Origin of the sequence: Streptomyces sp. TSRI0107, assembly GCF_001905845.1 — a bacterium.
GTDB lineage: Bacteria > Actinomycetota > Actinomycetes > Streptomycetales > Streptomycetaceae > Streptomyces.
In genome coordinates this window covers 478,550-494,076 of the sequence record NZ_LIVZ01000006.1, presented here as the reverse complement: position 1 = coordinate 494,076, position 15,527 = coordinate 478,550, and the positions used below count along the sequence as shown (strand labels likewise).

The following is a 15,527-nucleotide window of genomic DNA, read 5'->3' as shown; positions in this document are numbered from 1 at the left end:
TGGTGGACGTATGGCATCGCTCAACGTCGGCAATCTCGGCGAGTACCTGCGCGAGCAGCGGCGTAACGCCCAGCTGTCGCTGCGGCAGCTCGCCGAGGCCGCCGGGGTGTCCAATCCGTACCTGAGCCAGATCGAGCGCGGGCTGCGCAAGCCGAGCGCGGAGGTGCTCCAGCAGGTCGCCAAGGCGCTGCGGATCTCCGCCGAGACGCTGTACGTGCGGGCCGGGATCCTGGACGCCGAACACGGCCGGGACGAGGTCGAGACCAGGGCGGTCATCCTGGCCGATCCCACGCTGAACGAGCGGCAGAAGCAGGTGCTGCTCCAGGTCTACGACTCGTTCCGCAAGGAGAACGGGCACGAGGAGACACCCGCGCGGAGTGATGCCGGTCCGCGACAGACGGCCGGTTGACCGGACCAGGGAACACCGGCCGGCGGCCGCGGACCGCCCAACCCTCAGCCGAACAGTGATCCGGGAGGACCATCACCATGGCCATCACCGACGACCTGCGCAAGACCTTCAGCGACCCGACTCCGCTCTACTTCGCCGCCGGCACCGCCGACCTGGCCTTCCAGCAGGCGAAGAAGGTGCCCGGTCTGGTCGAGCAGCTGCGCGCGGAGGCCCCGGCGCGCATCGAGGCGGTCCGCAACACCGACCCCAAGGCCGTCCAGGAGAAGGCCACCGCCCGCGTCAAGGAGACGCAGGAGAGCCTCCAGGCCAAGGTCACCGAGCTGATCGGCGGCCTCGACGTCGACCTGAAGAAGCTCGGCGAGACCGCCCAGGACCTCGCCCTGCGCGGCGTCGGCGTGGCCGCCGAGTACGCCGTCAAGGCCAGGGAGACGTACGAGAAGGTCGCCGAGCACGGCGAGCAGGCCGTGCGGACCTGGCGCGGCGAGGCTGCCGAGGGCATCGAGGACCTGGCCGTGGCCGTCGAGCCCGACCCCGGGCCGAAGCCGCAGCCGGTCGCGGTCAAGGACGAGCCCGCCGAGACGCCGGCCGCGAGGAAGACGCCGGCGAAGAAGGCGCCGGCCCGCAAGCCCACCGCGAAGAAGACCACGCCGTCCGCCGGGTGACGGCACACCGGGCCGCCGGGCACTCGGGGGGTGCCCGGTCCGTTGTCCCGGGTAGCGGGAAGGCGGTTGCGGGTACGGTGACCGCGTAAGGACAAGCCGAGTCGGGTGGTGGACGTTGTGCTGATGCAGGGTTTCGCGGGGTTCCTGTGGCTGCTGAACCTGGCCCTGATCCTTTTCACCGGCTTCGCGCTGATCGATGCCGCCACGCGGCGTGAGGACGCCTACCGCGCGGCGGACAAGCAGACCAAGCCGTTCTGGCTGATCATCCTCGGTCTGGCCCTCGTGGTCAGCCTGATCTTCGGCATCCTGTCGTTCCTGCCGATCATCGGCCTGATCGCGACGATCGTGTACATGGTCGACGTACGGCCGGCCCTGCGCGGTATGCCCGGCGGCGGCCGCAGCCGCCGCGGTTCCAGCAGCGACGGCCCGTACGGCCCGTACAACGGCGGCCGCTGAGCCCCCGGGGTTCCGGGTTTCCCCCAGGGGTCTCCCCGGGTGTCCCTTACGGCACCCGGTCGAGCAGCAGTACCGCCACGTCGTCCGTCAGCTCGCCGCCGTTCAGCTCGCGGACCTCGTTCACCGCGGCCCGCAGCAGCTGCTCGCCGCTCAGGCCCGCGGCCAGCTGGCGGCGCACCATGTCCACCATGCCGTCCTGGCCGAGACGGTCCCCGCCCTCGCCGACGCGGCCCTCGATCAGCCCGTCGGTGTAGAGCATCAGGCTCCACTCGGCGCCCAGCTCCACCTGCATCCGCGGCCAGCGGGCACCCGGCAGCAGACCGAGCGCGGGGCCGTTGTTGTCGTACGGCAGCAGGCGCGGCTCCCGGCCGGGCCGGGCCACCAGCGGCGCCGGATGGCCGGCCAGGCACAGGCCCGCGCGGCGGCCGTCGGGGGCTATGTCCACCGTGCACAGCGTCGCGAAGATCTCCTCGTCGGACCGCTCGTGCTCCAGCACCTGCTGGAGGGTGTTCAGCAGCTCGTCCCCGCACAGCCCGGCCAGCGTCAGCGCGCGCCAGGCGATGCGCAGCTCCACGCCGAGCGCGGCCTCGTCCGGGCCGTGCCCGCAGACGTCGCCGATCATGGCGTGCACGGTGCCGTCGGGCGTGCGTACGACGTCGTAGAAGTCACCGCCGAGCAGCGCGCGGGAGCGGCCGGGCCGGTAGCGGGCGGCGAACCGCAGCGCGGAGCCCTCCAGCAGTGGCGTCGGCAGCAGGCCGCGCTCCAGGCGGGCGTTCTCCTGGGCGCGCAGACGGCCCTCGGCGAGCCGCCGCTCGGCCGTGTCGGACCGCTTGCGCTCGACGGCGTACCGGATGGCCCGGCTCAGCAGCCGGCTGTCCAGCTCGTCGCGGAACAGGTAGTCCTGGGCGCCCACGCGGACCGCCTCGGCGCCGCGCTCGGCGTCACCGGACGCGGTGAGGGCGAGGACGGCGTGCCGGGGCGCCAGCTCCAGCACGTGGCGGAGCACGGACAGCTCGTCGTCGTCGGCCTCACCCGCCCGGCCGGGGGCCGGCAGCGCGAGGTCCAGCAGGATGCAGTGGACGTCGTCGGTGAGCAGCCGCTCGGCCTCGGTGAGGTTGCGGGCGGTACGCACGCGGATGGGCTTGCCGGCCTGGTCGAGCAGCTCGGGCACGATCGTCGAGCCGCCGGGATCGTCCTCGATCAGCAGCAGCGTCAGGTTCGTATGGGCGACGGTGGCGCCGTCGGTGCTCTTGCCGACGGTGTCGGAGATGTTCTGGGCCGTGTCTTCCTTGCGCGGGGCCACGGCACCGGACTCTCCGGAGGGGCCGCCGGTGGACGCGGCGGGCGCCTGACCACTCTCCACGGCCGGGATCGCTCTCTGCCGCGGTACGGGTACGGGCATTGTCTTTACTTCCTTCCCTCCCCCCGAGGGCACGGCGGGGCGAGGGACCTCGACCCACCGACGGGGACCATAGCGGGTGTCGGCGCCGCAGCGGAATGGTCTACGGCACCCCGGGTCGACGCGGGCCGCTGTCATATGCCGCGTTCCGTACCGCAGTTGGACAGGGTGACGGGGGGCCGGTGATGACGAACGTCACGTCCTGGCGGGGTTTGGCGCGGGCCGTGACGTGGAGTGCGTCACGTGGGCCAGGTCACCAACTGGGTGCTCCGCCCCGTCAGTCGGCCGGGCGCTCGATCAGGTGCTTGAACGCGTCCAGATTGCGGGTCGGCTCCCCGCGCGCCACCCGCCACTCGTACTCCCGCCGGATCGCGCTCGCGAAGCCCAGTTCCAACAAGGTGTTGAAGCCGCCGTCGGCGGCCTCCAGGACCTGGCCGAGGAGGCGGTCCACCTCGTCGGCGGTGACCGCGGCCAGCGGCAGCTTGCCGGTGACGTAGACGTCGCCCAGCGGGTCCACGGCGTAACTCACGCCGTAGAGCCTCAGGTTGCGCTCCAGGAGCCAGCGGTGGACGCCGGCCTCGTTCTCGTCGGGGTGGCGGATGACGAAGGCGTTCAGGGAGAGGGAGTGGCGGCCGGCGATCAGCGAGACGGTCGTCGACAGCTTGCGGGTGCCGGGGAGCTTCACGACGAAGTGGCCGGGCTCGGGGCCCTCCCACTCCAGCTCGGCGTCCTTCAGGACGTCCTCGATGACCTGCGCGGCCCGCTGCTGTGCCTCACCCGTGGACTCACCCATGGGGCGAGCGTACGCGACGCCGGTGGGCCTGCAGCGCGGCCGTGTACACCTCCGCGGTGGTGGCCGCGGAGGCCTCCCAGCCGAAGGAGCGGGCGTGCGCGGCGGCGGCCGCGCCCATCCGGTCCGCCAGAGCGGGTTCGGCGGCGAAGTCGTGCAGCACGCGCGCGTAGGCGGCCGGATCGTGGCCCTGCACGAGGACGCCGGTACGGCCGTCGCGCACCGCCACCGGCAGGCCGCCGACCGCCGCCGCGAGGACCGGCGTGCCGGACGCCTGCGCCTCTATGGCGACCAGCCCGAAGGACTCGCTGTACGACGGCATGACCAGGACCGACGCCGCGCGGAACCAGTCGGCGAGGCGGTCCTGGCCGACGGGCGGGTGGAAGCGGACGACGTCGGCGATGCCGAGGCGGGCGGCGAGCTTCTGCAGGCCCTCCGGCTTGGCGAGGCCGCTGCCGCTGGGCCCGCCGACCACGGGGACGACGATCCGGGGGCGCAGCTCGGGGTGCTCGTCGAGGAGGACGGCGACCGCGCGGAGCAGCACGTCCGGCGCCTTCAGCGGCTGGATGCGGCCGGCGAAGAGCGGGATCAGGGCGTCCTGGGGCAGGCCCAGGCGGGCGCGGGCGGCGGCGCGGCCGTCGGCCGGGGAGAAGCGGTCGAGGTTGACGCCGGGGTGGACGACGGCGACCTTGGCGGGGTCGGCGGCGTAGTGCCGGACGAGTTCGCCGGCCTCCTCGGCGGTGTTGGCGATGAGCCGGTCGGAGGCGGCGACGATCTGGGTCTCGCCGATCACGCGGGCGGCGGGCTCGGGTGTGTCGCCGTCGGCGAGGTTGGCGTTCTTGACCTTGGCCATGGTGTGCATGGCGTGCACCAGGGGGACGCCCCAGCGCTGGGCGGCGAGCCAGCCGACGTGGCCGGAGAGCCAGTAGTGGGAGTGGACCAGGTCGTAGTAGCCGGGGCGGTGGCCGGCCCAGGCCTGCATCACGCCGTGGGTGAAGGCGCACAGCTGGGCGGGCAGCTCCTCCTTGGCCAGGCCCTCGTAGGGGCCCGCGTCGACGTGCCGGACGAGGACGCCGGGGGCGAGGTCGACGGTGGGCGGGAGGGCGGCGGTGGTGGCCCGGGTGAAGATCTCGACCTCGATGTTGATCGCGGCGAGCCGCTGGGCGAGTTCGACGATGTATACGTTCATGCCGCCCGCGTCGCCGGTGCCGGGCTGGTGCAGGGGGGAGGTGTGCACGGAGAGCATCGCGACGCGGCGGGGCCTGCGGTGCAGTCGCAGCCGCGCGGGTGTGGCCGGGGAGCGCCGTCCGAGCCTGCCGATGTACTGGCTCACGGGCCGTTCCTCCTTGCTGCGGGCATGCCTGCGGGAGGACGTGCGGGCCCTCCAAGAGGCGGCAACACTGGATTCGGCCACTCCATTTCCGCCGCGCCCTTCTTTGCCTAATCATTACCCACTTTCGCTCAACCGTTCGAGCGTCCATCGCGTGCCTCTCCAGGCCGCCTACCCTCGTATCCATGACCTCCCGCGCGGCGACCCGCCCCCACTCCCGGCTTCGCTCGAGCGGCGGGGCCGTCGTGGGAACGGTGACGCGCGGGACGACCAACCCCAACCGGCTCCGCCGCATGGACCGCTGGATCGCGGCCACGCACGGCCGTGAGCTGCGGCGCGCCCCCGACCCCGTCGCCGTCGACCTCGGCTACGGCGCCGCCCCCTGGACGGCCGTGGAACTGCTGACGCGGCTGCGCATGACGGCGCCCCACGCGCGCGTGGTCGGCATCGAGATCGAACCGGCGCGGGTCGCCGCGGCACGGCCGTACGAGCGCGACGGGCTGACCTTCCGGCACGGCGGCTTCGAGGTGCCGGTCCCGCAGCGCCCGCACCTCATCCGCGCGGCCAACGTGCTGCGCCAGTACGACGAGGCCCAGGTCGCCGCCGTCTGGGAGCGGCTGTGCGCCCGGCTCGCCCCGGCCGACCCGGAGACCGGCTCGCGCGGCGGGCTGCTGGTCGAGGGCACCTGCGACGAGATCGGCCGGCGGCACGTGTGGGTCGCACTCGGTCCCGAGGGCCCGCGCACGGTGACCTTCGCGACCCGGCTGGGCTCCCTGGAGCGCCCCTCGGACCTGGCGGAACGGCTCCCCAAGGCGCTGATCCACCGCAACGTCCCCGGCGAGCCGGTGCACGCCTTCCTGCGCGACTTCGACCGCGCCTGGGCCGCTGCCGCGCCCTACGCCTCCTACGGCGCCCGGCAGCGCTGGATCCGCGCGGTCCGCGAGCTGACGGCGGACTGGCCGGTGACGGACGGTCCGGCGCGGTGGCGGCAGGGCGAAGTGACCCTGACCTGGGAGGCGTTGGCGCCGCGCTGACGCCTGCGCGCCCCGCGCGCCCCCACCGGAACGATCTCCGTGAGTCGTTCGTCACACAGGCGGGCGGATCGTCGTACGGCGGGCGGATCGGGGGAGTGATTCACGGCCTCTGTCGTTTTGCGCCACGGCATGGCACGATCCCTCAGGCGACCTAAGTTACTGACGGTAAATCAGTTTGGGGGCAGAGGTATGGCAAGGGGCAGGCGTGGCTTGATCTCGGCGGCCGTCACCGTCGTCTGCGCGGTCACCGTACTGGCGGCACCCGGCCCGGCGTTCGCCGCCGCCGGCGCACCCCGTCCCACACCCACCCCCTCGGCCTCCTCGTCCCCGGCGGCCTCCACCGACAAGGAACTCGAAGAGGTCCGCGAGCGGCTGGAGAAGCTCTACCGCGAGGCGGCCGCCGCCACCGACGCCTACAACGCGGCGGAGGAGAAGGCCGACGAGCAGTCCCGGCAGCTCGTCGAGCTGGCGAAGAAGATCGTCAAGGGCAAGGAGAAGCTGGCCGAGCTGAAGGAGCGCGCGGGCGCCGCGGCCGCCGCCCAGTACCGCACCGGCGGCCTCCCGCCCGAGGCCCAGCTCATGCTCAGCGAGGACCCGGAGGAATTCCTGGACGGCACCGGCCGGGTCCGCCAGGGCGAACGCGCCACCAAGCACCTGATCGAGGAAACCAAGCGCACCCAGGAGGACTTGGAGCAGTACGCCGCGGACGCCTCCGCCCAGTGGAAGAAGCTGGAGGCCAACCGCAAGGCGAAGGCCACCGCCCAGAAGAAGATCGAGAAGCAGATCGCGGCGGCCGAGAAGCTGGAGTCCCAGCTGGAGAAGGAGGAGCGGGAACGGCTCGCCGAACTGGAGCGCGAGGCCGCCCGCAAGGCGCAGGACGACTGGCTGGACACCGGCATCCTCGACGACCTCGACGGCAAGGCCACCGCCCAAGGCAAGCAGGCCGTCAAGTACGCCACGGCCCAGATCGGCAAGCCGTACGTGTGGGGCGCCGAGGGCCCCGACTCCTTCGACTGCTCCGGCCTCACCTCCCAGGCCTGGGCGAGTGCCGGCCGCGGCATCCCCCGCACCTCCCAGCAGCAGTGGCAGCAGCTGACCCGCGTCCCCGTCGAGGACATGCGCCCCGGCGACCTCGTCATCTACTTCGACGACGCCAGCCACGTCGGCATGTACATCGGCGACGGCACCATCGTCCACGCCCCGCGCCCGGGGCGCACGGTGACGGTCGCGGGGGCGGGGTCGATGCCGATTCTGGGGGTTGTGCGGCCGGACGGGGCCTGAGTGCGGCACGCGTCGTGCGGTGGCACGGCATGAGCTCCGCCCACGAGCGATCGGCAGTGATCAGGCGATCGCGAGACCCTCACATGAGAACAGCCCTGCCCCTACTCTGGCAGTGACGAAGCTGCCAGGAGGGGCAAGGCCGTGATGTCTGAGGATGTTACCCCCGACCCGTACGCCGACCCGCTGCGGTTCGGCCAGAGAACACAGATTCTGCGCGAGCGCCGCGGCATGACGCAGGCTCAGCTCGCGGACCTCGTCGGCATTTCGCCGCACACGTTGCGCAAGATCGAGAACGGGCAACAGAAGTCCCCCGGCCTCGACATGGTGATGCGGATCGCTGAGGCGCTGCGAGTGCGGGACCTGGCGGATCTGACCGGGCGACCGGACGCTCGCGTCGACCTGTTCGTCGGCCCGGGCCATCCCCGGCTGGGCGCGGTGAAGGCAGCCGTGGACTCGTTCCCGCTCACGTCGAACGTCGACCCGCCGCCGATCGCGCACCTGGAGGCCCGCCTGCACGCGGCCTGGCGGGAGCGGCACGCCTCGAGGAACCACCGTGAGGCGATCGGCCGGCTGCTGCCGGACCTGATCCGCGACGCACAGGCTCTCGTGCGCCACGCGGATTCGGCTGCGGAGCGCCGCCGGGCTCAGGCGCTGCTCGCGGAGACGTACAGCCTCAGCCAGTTCTTCATCGCCTACCAGCCGGACAGCTCTCTGCTGTGGCGGGTCGCCGAGCGCGGGATGGTCGCCGCACAGGAGAGCGAGGACCCACACACCATCGGTGTCGCCTCATGGCTGCTCGCTCAGGCGCACCGCGACTCAGGGCAGCGGCACTTCGACGCGGCCGACGCCGTGAATCGCGAGGCCGTCGGCTTCCTCAACCCGCTGCTGCCGGACGCCGGCGACGACGTCCTCGCAATCGCCGGGGCGTTGGAGTTCGAGCTCGGCTACACCGCCGCCCGCCGACGGGAGACCGGTACGGCGTGGCGGCACTGGGAGAAGGCCCGAGAGATGGCGGAGCGGCTGCCGCCCGACTACTTCCACCCGGTCACGTCGTTCTCGCGAGCCGTCATGGGCGCGCACGCGGTGACGGTCGCGGTGGAGCTGCACCAGGGCGGCGAATCCGTGCGGCAGGCCGCACGCGCCGACCAGAGCGTCATCAAGTCGAGGCCGCGCCGCGCCCGGCACCGTATCGAGGAGGCCCGCGGCTACCAGCTGGACAACCAGCCGGATACCGCGCTCGCCTCTCTCGAGAAGGCATTCGAGGCCGCCCCGGAGACGATCCGGTACAACGGCTACGCGCGGGTGATCCTTCTCGAAGAGGTGGAGTCGACCCGCGCCCCCCGCAGGCGGCGTGCCGCCGACCTGGCAGCACGCATCGGCATCCTCGCCGCCTGAGCGTAGCGACCGGATTACGGTCGGCGATCGGGTGCAGGCGCTTCTACGGTCTTGGTCAAGGACCCCGGCGGCCGGGCAAACGGCCCCGGGGCGCGGCCAACGCTACTGAGGAGCGCCGACATTGGCTTTCCTATCACAGGCACTCGAATGGGTAAGAGTGGTCCTGTTCGGCCCCCGGGTGTCGGGTCGGCACCGCCGCACCACCATGCCTCCCGGGGTGCCCGCCACCCTCCCTCGTCAGCCGTCACAGGATGTCCGGGGTGCGCGGCTTGTTGCCGCCCGCAGACACCGCCGGGTGCGGCCCGCCCCGCCCGCACAGGCGTCGTGGGAGCACATGGGCGTCCTTGTCCGGCCCTATGTGGCGAGACTGGGGACGGACATCTACGCGAGCGCCCAGGCGGGCCCCTTCGGGGGTGAGCAATGGGGGTGACCTACGAGCCCCGCCTCGGGGACGTGGTCGAGGACACCGGCGCGAAGAGGGTCGGCAGGGTGATGGGCTTCGTCGGTCCGTACGTGCAGCTGCGCCTGTTCGGCGGCGGCACCGAGTGGGACGCGGAGCCGGACAAGTTACGGCCGGTCACGGCCGAGGAAGCGCTCAGCGCCGGCGTATCGGTGGCGAATGCCCGGTCGCGAGGTGAGAAGGCGTGAAGGCGACCACGTTTCCCGTCGGAGACTCGGTGGTGCTGTCGGCCGAGTGCACGCTCGCGAAGCGGCCGGAGTACCAGGGCCTGCACCGCGAGTGCCGCCGGACCGACGACATTCCGCTGCCCCACGGGCGTGGGATTCTCCTGCAACCCCGGTGCGGCTGCTCCTGCCATCCGTGGGCCGGGTGCTCGTGACAGTGCTCGTCGACCTGCCGCTGCACGTGGCCGCCGTAACCGCTCCCGTCCTCGCTCCGGTGCCGGCGCGGACGCCGTCCTGACACACCCTCACGGCGACCGCACGGGCCAGGCACACGAGCCGGGCCACCAGACAGACAATCCCTCGGCGCAGCGCCCCCACGATCTGGTACCGCTCTGCGTCGGACGCCGCATCACAACCGAATGGAGATGGCCGTGACAACAGCTCTGGATCGTGAGGCGTTTCCCCTCACACCGTCCGGAGGCCGTACCCCGCACAGTACGGAACCCCCGTCGGCCCCGCAGACCCGGCCGTGGGCCCTGCGCTTCGCCCGCGTCCCCGACTCCACCGGCGCCGTCCGCATCCCGGCGCACGCCTACGACCACAGCCGCCAGGTCAACCTCTCCGACGGTGGCGGCCTGCTCACCTGTATGGCGAACACGCACACGCCGACCGTGCCGGACGGCTCGACGGAGAATCCGCCGCCGCTGGACGAGGGGCCGAAGGACTGATGCCCGCGCCCGTCCTGATCATCGCCGCCGCCGACGACTGGTCCACGGACCGAGTCGTCGTCGAGCTGGAGCGCCGCGGGGCCGAGGTGTTCCGCATGGACACCGCCGACTTCCCGCAACGGCTCGCCCTGGCCGGAAGGATCGATCAGGGGCAGGCGTGGACGGGCGTCCTCACCACCGAGCACCGGACGGTGGAGCTGTCCCGGGTCGGCGCGGTCTACTACCGCGCTCCCGGGGCGTTCCGGTTCCCCCAGGGGATGTCCGGCCCGGAGGAGAGGTTCGCCGCCGCCCAGGCCCGCGCCGGCCTGGGCGGCATCCTGTCCGCCCTGGAATGCCGCTGGGTGAACCATCCGACCGCCATGGCGCGCGCCGAGTACAAGCCCGTGCAGCTCGCCGCGGCGCGCGCCTGCGGGCTGCGCATCCCGACCACGTTGATCACGAACCGAGCCGAGGACGTATGGGCCTTCGCCGCTGCGACCGGCTGGGCGGTCGTCTGCAAGCCGGTCGCCTCCCCGGTGCTCATCGAGGACGGCCGGCTCAAGTCCGTATACACGCGGCGCCTGAGCCGGGAAGACCTCGCCGACCTGCGGGGGATCGACACCACCGCGCACCTCTTCCAGGCCTGGGTCGACAAGGAGCACGAGGTGCGTCTCACGGTGGTGGGCGAGCGCATGCTCGCCGCCGCCATCCGCGCCGGCAGTGAGGCCGCTTACGAGGACTGGCGCAGCGACTACGGGACTCTGGCCTACACCACCACCGACGTACCCGAGCCGGTGGCCGCGGGGATGCGGCGCCTGATGGAGCGGCTGCAACTGCGCTACGGCGCGGCAGACTTCATCGTGGGCCACGACGGGCAGTGGACGTTCCTCGAGGTCAATCCGTGTGGCCAGTGGGACTGGATTCAAGGCGCTACCGGCCTGCCGATCGCCGAAGCGATTGCCGATGATCTTCAAGGAGTCACTTGATGGACTGGAAGTCGCACGCGGCCGCCCTCGCGGACACCATCGCGCACCCGGGATCGGACTGGTGGGCCCCTGTCCGGGAGACGCCCCGGCACTCGCTGGTCGAGCGCTGGTTCACCCCCGGCCGGGACGGCTGGAACACCGTCGACGGCCCGGCCGACGAGCGAGTGTGGGCAGCGGCCGCCTACTCGGACACCACGCTCGTGACTCGCATCGGCCCCGTACACGCCGACCACGCCATTCCCGGCAAGCCCGTCACGGGGCACCCCACGTCGTCCTCCACTCTGCCGAGCCTGGTCGTGACGATGCTCCGCCACGGCCGTCTCACCCCGGGCGTACGGCTGCTGGACCTGGCCACCGGTTCCGGGTACAGCGCCGCCCTCGCCTGCCGGCGACTCGGCGACCACCTGGTGACCACGCTGGACGTCGACCCGTACCTGACCCGGGCCGCCGCCGAGCGGCTCGACCGGATCGGCCTGCACCCGGCAGCCGTCACCGGGGACGCCGGAGCTGACGAACTGTCCGGCACTTTCGACCGGATCGTGTCGATGGTCGCGATGCCCCGTATCCCCGCCTCGTGGCTGTCCGCGCTTGCACCCGGTGGACGCTTGGTCACCACCATCGCGGGCACGGGCCTGATCGTCACCGCGGACAAGACCGAAGACGGCGGCGCCAGGGGACGTGTCGAATGGGACCGCGGCTCGTTCATGGCCACCCGCTCCGGCGACGACTACCCGCCCGCGCTGAACGAGGTGTTCGCCCAAGCGGTCGACCAGGAAGGGGACGACGTCACCAGGTCGCCCTTCCCGGTGCTCGACGTCATGCAGGCCTGGGAGGTGTGGTCGATGCTGTCCCTCCGGGTGCCCGGCATCGAGCACCGCACCGGCACCGGTGACGACGGCACGCGCATGACGTGGATGCTGCACGCGGACGGATCCTGGGCGCGGGCGTACACCAGGCCGGGCGAGCAGACCGCGACCGTGCACCAGACCGGCCCGCGCCGCCTGTACGACGAACTCGACGACATCCGATGGTGGTGGCTTCGGCACGGGGAGCTCCCCGTCCACGGCGCCAAGGCCACCATCACCCCTGACGGCACGACCACCCTGTCACGAGGGGGATGGACGGCAACGCTGTGATGCCGGCCGCCGGCTCCCTGCCGCTGGGCCGACGCGGCAGACTGGACGAGTCGACAAGGAGGGAGCACCCCATGGACGAGGAGCCCCTTGAGCAGTGGGCGGAACGCCGTGCGCGGCGCCGCCCCGTACGCGGGGAGCGCAGGCTCGCCCCACTCGGCGATCGGGCGGAGCAGGGAGCCCACGTCGACCCTGACGCGCCGCGTGCCATCCAGGAGTGGGACGGACACCAGTGGACGCCGGCAGGAGTCGCCGAGAACTTGTCGGCGGCCACCGGCGAAATCGGCCCCGATGCGCATGCGCGTGCGGAGCGGGTCGCGCTGCCCGAGTCTCGCAAGCTGCCGCCACGGCCCGAACCATGGCGGCCGACCGAGGTGTTCCGCCGACCGGGCACGCCCCCGTCCTGAATCGCTGCGAAAGCGTCTGCAACAGACCTCCCGCCCGTACAGGCTGCTGACGGCGAGGGGCGAGCGGCGAACTGTGGGGCTAGCGGCGGCGTTTCCCGCCCTTGCGGGTGGCGGCGGCCGACCTCAGTTTCTGGGCCTCGTAGAGCTTGCCCTGGGCCTCCAGGGCGTTGGCCAGGCTGTGGGTGATGGTGCCGGCGATGGGGTGCTCGCGGCCGACGGCCCGGCGGACGCGTCCGCGCGCGTCTCTCAGCAGCTCCTCCGCCTCCGTGTACCGGCCGACGTGGAGCAGTGCCCTGGCCAGGCTGTCCATGGAGTCCAGGGTGAGCGGGTGGTCGACGCCGAGCACGCGGCGGCGTCGGGAGAGGGCGTCCCCGAGGACGGCGAGCGCGTCCTCCGGCCGGTCCATGCGGAGCAGTGTCAGGCCGATGCTGTCCATGACGTCGAGGGTCTCGGGATGGTCGTGGCCCAGCACCCTGCGGCTGTGCCGGAGCACCTCGGAGCCGATGCGATAGGCCTCCTCGTTCCGGCCGAGGTGCCCCAGCGGGGTCATCAGGCGGTGCGTGGAGTGCAGGGTGTCGGGATGGTCGTCGCCGCACACGGCGCGGCGCCGGTCCACCGCGTCCTTGACGATGTCGTGGGCCGCCGCGTACTGGCCGAGGCCGTTCAGCGCCGCGGCCAGGGTCATCTTGGTGCGAAACGTGTCGGTGTGGTCCTCCCCGAGCACGGCGCGCAGCCCTTCCAGCGCCCCCGCGACGGTGCGGTGGGCTTCCTTGTGACGGCCCAGGTCGTTCAGCGCGCCGGACAGGGCCTGGGCGGCGCGGAGGGTCTTGGGGGCCTGCTCCCCGAGCGTCGCCCGCTGCCGGTTCAGCACATCCAGGTGGACCTCGTACGCCTCCGCGTACCGCCCCAGGTGCCCCAGAGTCACCCCCAGGTCGTTCGCCGAGCTGAGAGTGTCCTGATGGTCCTTGCCCAGCACCCGGCGCCGCCGTTCGAGGATGTCCTCCACCAGCGGCAGGACCTCCGCGTGAGCCGCGAGGCCGTCCATCGCCCAGGTCACCATGTGCGCCGCGCTCAGCGTGTCGGGATCGTCCTCGCCGAGCGTCCGCGTCCACCGCGTGTGCAGCGTCTCGGCGAGGCGCCGGGCCGCGTGCGGCTGGGCACTGCGTACCAGGTAGGCGGCGGTCTTCAGCAGGGTGGGGCGCAGTTCGGGTCGCTCACTCAGCGCCTCCAGGGCCGAGATCAGATGCGGGGCCGCCACCGCCCACTCGGGCCAGGTCCCCGGCAGCTCCGGATCCCCCGGATCCACCGACGTCAGCAGCGCCGCCACGTCGTCCCGCAGTGCCCCGGCGTCACCGCCCCGCGCCTCCTGCCGTACGACCGCCTGGGTCAGCCGGTGCACCTGGAACGCGTCCGGACCCACCACGGCCAGCCCGTACCGCGCCAGCGGGTTGAGCGCGTTCTGGGGCCAGCGGAAGTCGTCGGGGTCGCCGGGGACCGTGGACAGGCGGGAACGGGCGGCCACCAGCCACCCCGTCGGCACCGGCTCCGGGCCGAGCAGTGACGCGAGCCGAAGCACGGCGACCGCCTCCTGGTGGCCGTCGTTCAGCTGGTCCTGGGCGATGGTGATGCTCGCGGCCAGCGAGGCCGGATAACCGTGTGCCTTGCCGTGGTCGAGGAGCTGAGCGGTGTTGGTCTTCAGCACCCGCAGATACTGGTCGACCGGCATCCCGTCGCTCAGCACTCCGGCCGCCTGTGCCAGCGCCAGCGGCAGATCGCCGAGCGCCTCGGCCAGCGTGGACGCCTGCTCCTCGGTGAGCGACGGCAGCTGACGGGTCAGGTGGGCCAGCGACTCCTCGCGGCTGAACACCCCCAGCTGGAGACCCGGCACGATCTTGCCCCACGCCGGGTTGCGGGAGGTGATCAGCACGTGCCCGGGTCCGTCGGGCAGCAGCGGCTCCAGCCGCTCGGGGTCCTCCGCGTTGTCCAGGACGATCAGCCAGCGTTCCCGGGTTCGCAGGAACTCCCGCGCGTACCGGGCGTTGGCCTCCACCCCGGCGTCCGGCTTGGCGGCTCCGACTCGGGCGGCCAGCTCGGCGAAGTGCACCGGGATCTGCTCGGCCTGCTCGGCGTCGATCCACCACACGATGTCGTACTGGGCGGCGAACCGGTACACGTACTCCAGCGCCACCTGTGTCTTGCCGATGCCGCCCGTGCCGTGCAGCGCCTGCACGGCGGCGTGCCGCTCGGCCAGCAGCTTCCGGCGTACGTCGCCGATCACGTCGTCCCGGCCGGTGAAGTGCGGGTTGCGCCTGCGGCGTACCTCCCACACCGCCGACGCCGAGGCGGCGGCGGGGAAGCGGGGATGCGGGCCCTGGGCGGCGGCCGGGGGGTAGACGGGGGCCCGTTCCGGACGCGCGGGTCCGCGCACCGCGTCCGTCAGGGCCTTGACCGCCGCGTCCTCGTCCGGCAGTTCGTGCAGGTCCACGCGGATCAGGGAGGCCAGGACCGCCGGCATGGCGTCCCTCTCCAGCTGCTGGACGACCACCGGGACGAACCGGCCCCGGCGGGCCACCGCGGCCCGCCACTCCTCCTCGGTGTAGCGGCCGGGCTCGAAGTAGTGCGGCGATACGACGGCGACGACGGCGGACGCCCGCTCCAGCGCCTCGTTCATCCTCTTCACGAAGTCGTCGCCGGCCCGCCAGTGCCAGAGCCCCAGCTCGACCCGGTACCCGGCCGCCTCCAGATGCCAGGCCACCCACTCCGCCCACTGGCGGTCACGCCCGGCATGGCTGACGAAGATCAGTTCGGACTCGTCGGACATCCCCGTCTCCCACCCGGCGGCCCCAAGGGGCCCTGTGCGGCACGTACTTGTCCATCGTGCCGTACGGGGTGGGAGATGCGAGCCGGTCCGCCG

At 72.5% G+C, this 15,527-nt stretch carries 15 protein-coding genes; 11 read left to right on the top strand and 4 right to left on the bottom strand.

Annotated elements, in window-relative coordinates:
• Window positions 1-10: 10 nt before the first annotated feature.
• From AMK31_RS18845 to AMK31_RS18835, 3 genes are all read left to right on the top strand, one after another.
• A complete protein-coding gene (locus AMK31_RS18845) occupies window positions 11-409 on the top strand; it encodes a helix-turn-helix domain-containing protein (RefSeq protein WP_073941701.1) in 399 nt (132 codons plus the stop codon).
• 77 nt (window positions 410-486) lie between these two features.
• Entirely contained in the window at window positions 487-1,071 is a 585-nt protein-coding gene (locus AMK31_RS18840) for a hypothetical protein (protein WP_073941700.1), read from the top strand.
• Window positions 1,072-1,194: 123 nt separating this feature from the next.
• Window positions 1,195-1,527, top strand: coding sequence for a DUF2516 family protein (locus AMK31_RS18835; protein ID WP_198948518.1), 333 nt, complete (start codon window positions 1,195-1,197; stop codon window positions 1,525-1,527).
• Between the two features lie 46 nt (window positions 1,528-1,573).
• Here the strand turns inward: AMK31_RS18835 and AMK31_RS18830 are convergent, their stop codons facing one another.
• The 3 genes from AMK31_RS18830 to mshA all read right to left on the bottom strand — a co-directional run bounded on the left by AMK31_RS18830 (window position 1,574) and on the right by mshA (window position 5,049).
• Window positions 1,574-2,929, bottom strand: a complete 1,356-nt coding sequence (locus AMK31_RS18830) for a PP2C family protein-serine/threonine phosphatase (protein WP_073941699.1) — start codon at window positions 2,927-2,929, stop codon at window positions 1,574-1,576.
• Between the two features lie 274 nt (window positions 2,930-3,203).
• Window positions 3,204-3,719 carry a YbjN domain-containing protein gene (locus AMK31_RS18825; protein ID WP_073941698.1) on the bottom strand — a complete coding sequence of 172 codons (516 nt, stop codon included), beginning with the start codon at window positions 3,717-3,719 and terminating at the stop codon, window positions 3,204-3,206.
• Window positions 3,712-5,049, bottom strand: a complete 1,338-nt coding sequence (gene mshA / locus AMK31_RS18820) for a D-inositol-3-phosphate glycosyltransferase (RefSeq protein ID WP_073941697.1) — start codon at window positions 5,047-5,049, stop codon at window positions 3,712-3,714. The genes AMK31_RS18825 and mshA overlap by 8 nt, the downstream gene beginning before the upstream one ends.
• Before the next feature lie 182 nt (window positions 5,050-5,231).
• Here mshA and AMK31_RS18815 point away from each other — a divergent pair, with 182 nt between their 5' ends.
• The 8 genes from AMK31_RS18815 to AMK31_RS18775 all read left to right on the top strand — a co-directional run bounded on the left by AMK31_RS18815 (window position 5,232) and on the right by AMK31_RS18775 (window position 12,613).
• Entirely contained in the window at window positions 5,232-6,080 is an 849-nt protein-coding gene (locus AMK31_RS18815; protein ID WP_107468651.1) for an SAM-dependent methyltransferase, read from the top strand.
• 189 nt (window positions 6,081-6,269) lie between these two features.
• Window positions 6,270-7,361, top strand: a complete 1,092-nt coding sequence (locus AMK31_RS18810; protein WP_073941695.1) for a C40 family peptidase — start codon at window positions 6,270-6,272, stop codon at window positions 7,359-7,361.
• 144 nt (window positions 7,362-7,505) lie between these two features.
• Entirely contained in the window at window positions 7,506-8,756 is a 1,251-nt protein-coding gene (locus AMK31_RS18805; RefSeq protein ID WP_073941694.1) for a helix-turn-helix domain-containing protein, read from the top strand.
• A gap of 426 nt (window positions 8,757-9,182) precedes the next feature.
• A complete protein-coding gene (locus tag AMK31_RS18800) occupies window positions 9,183-9,404 on the top strand; it encodes a hypothetical protein (protein ID WP_385311866.1) in 222 nt (73 codons plus the stop codon).
• A 407-nt stretch (window positions 9,405-9,811) separates the two neighbouring features.
• A complete protein-coding gene (gene tgmA, locus AMK31_RS18790; RefSeq protein WP_073941812.1) occupies window positions 9,812-10,108 on the top strand; it encodes a putative ATP-grasp-modified RiPP in 297 nt (98 codons plus the stop codon).
• Complete coding sequence (tgmB, locus tag AMK31_RS18785) at window positions 10,108-11,073, top strand: ATP-grasp ribosomal peptide maturase (protein ID WP_073941691.1); 966 nt, start codon at window positions 10,108-10,110, stop codon at window positions 11,071-11,073. The genes tgmA and tgmB overlap by 1 nt, the downstream gene beginning before the upstream one ends.
• Complete coding sequence (locus tag AMK31_RS18780; protein ID WP_073941690.1) at window positions 11,073-12,209, top strand: methyltransferase domain-containing protein; 1,137 nt, start codon at window positions 11,073-11,075, stop codon at window positions 12,207-12,209. The genes tgmB and AMK31_RS18780 overlap by 1 nt, the downstream gene beginning before the upstream one ends.
• Complete coding sequence (locus tag AMK31_RS18775) at window positions 12,191-12,613, top strand: DUF6087 family protein (RefSeq protein WP_107468650.1); 423 nt, start codon at window positions 12,191-12,193, stop codon at window positions 12,611-12,613. Before AMK31_RS18780 ends, AMK31_RS18775 begins: the two co-directional genes overlap by 19 nt.
• Before the next feature lie 79 nt (window positions 12,614-12,692).
• On the opposite strand, the gene fxsT is transcribed toward AMK31_RS18775, so the two are convergent.
• The gene (gene fxsT / locus AMK31_RS18770) at window positions 12,693-15,434 is read right to left on the bottom strand and encodes an FxSxx-COOH system tetratricopeptide repeat protein (RefSeq protein ID WP_073941689.1); all 2,742 of its coding nucleotides are present in this window, start codon (window positions 15,432-15,434) and stop codon (window positions 12,693-12,695) included.
• Window positions 15,435-15,527 lie beyond the last annotated feature (93 nt).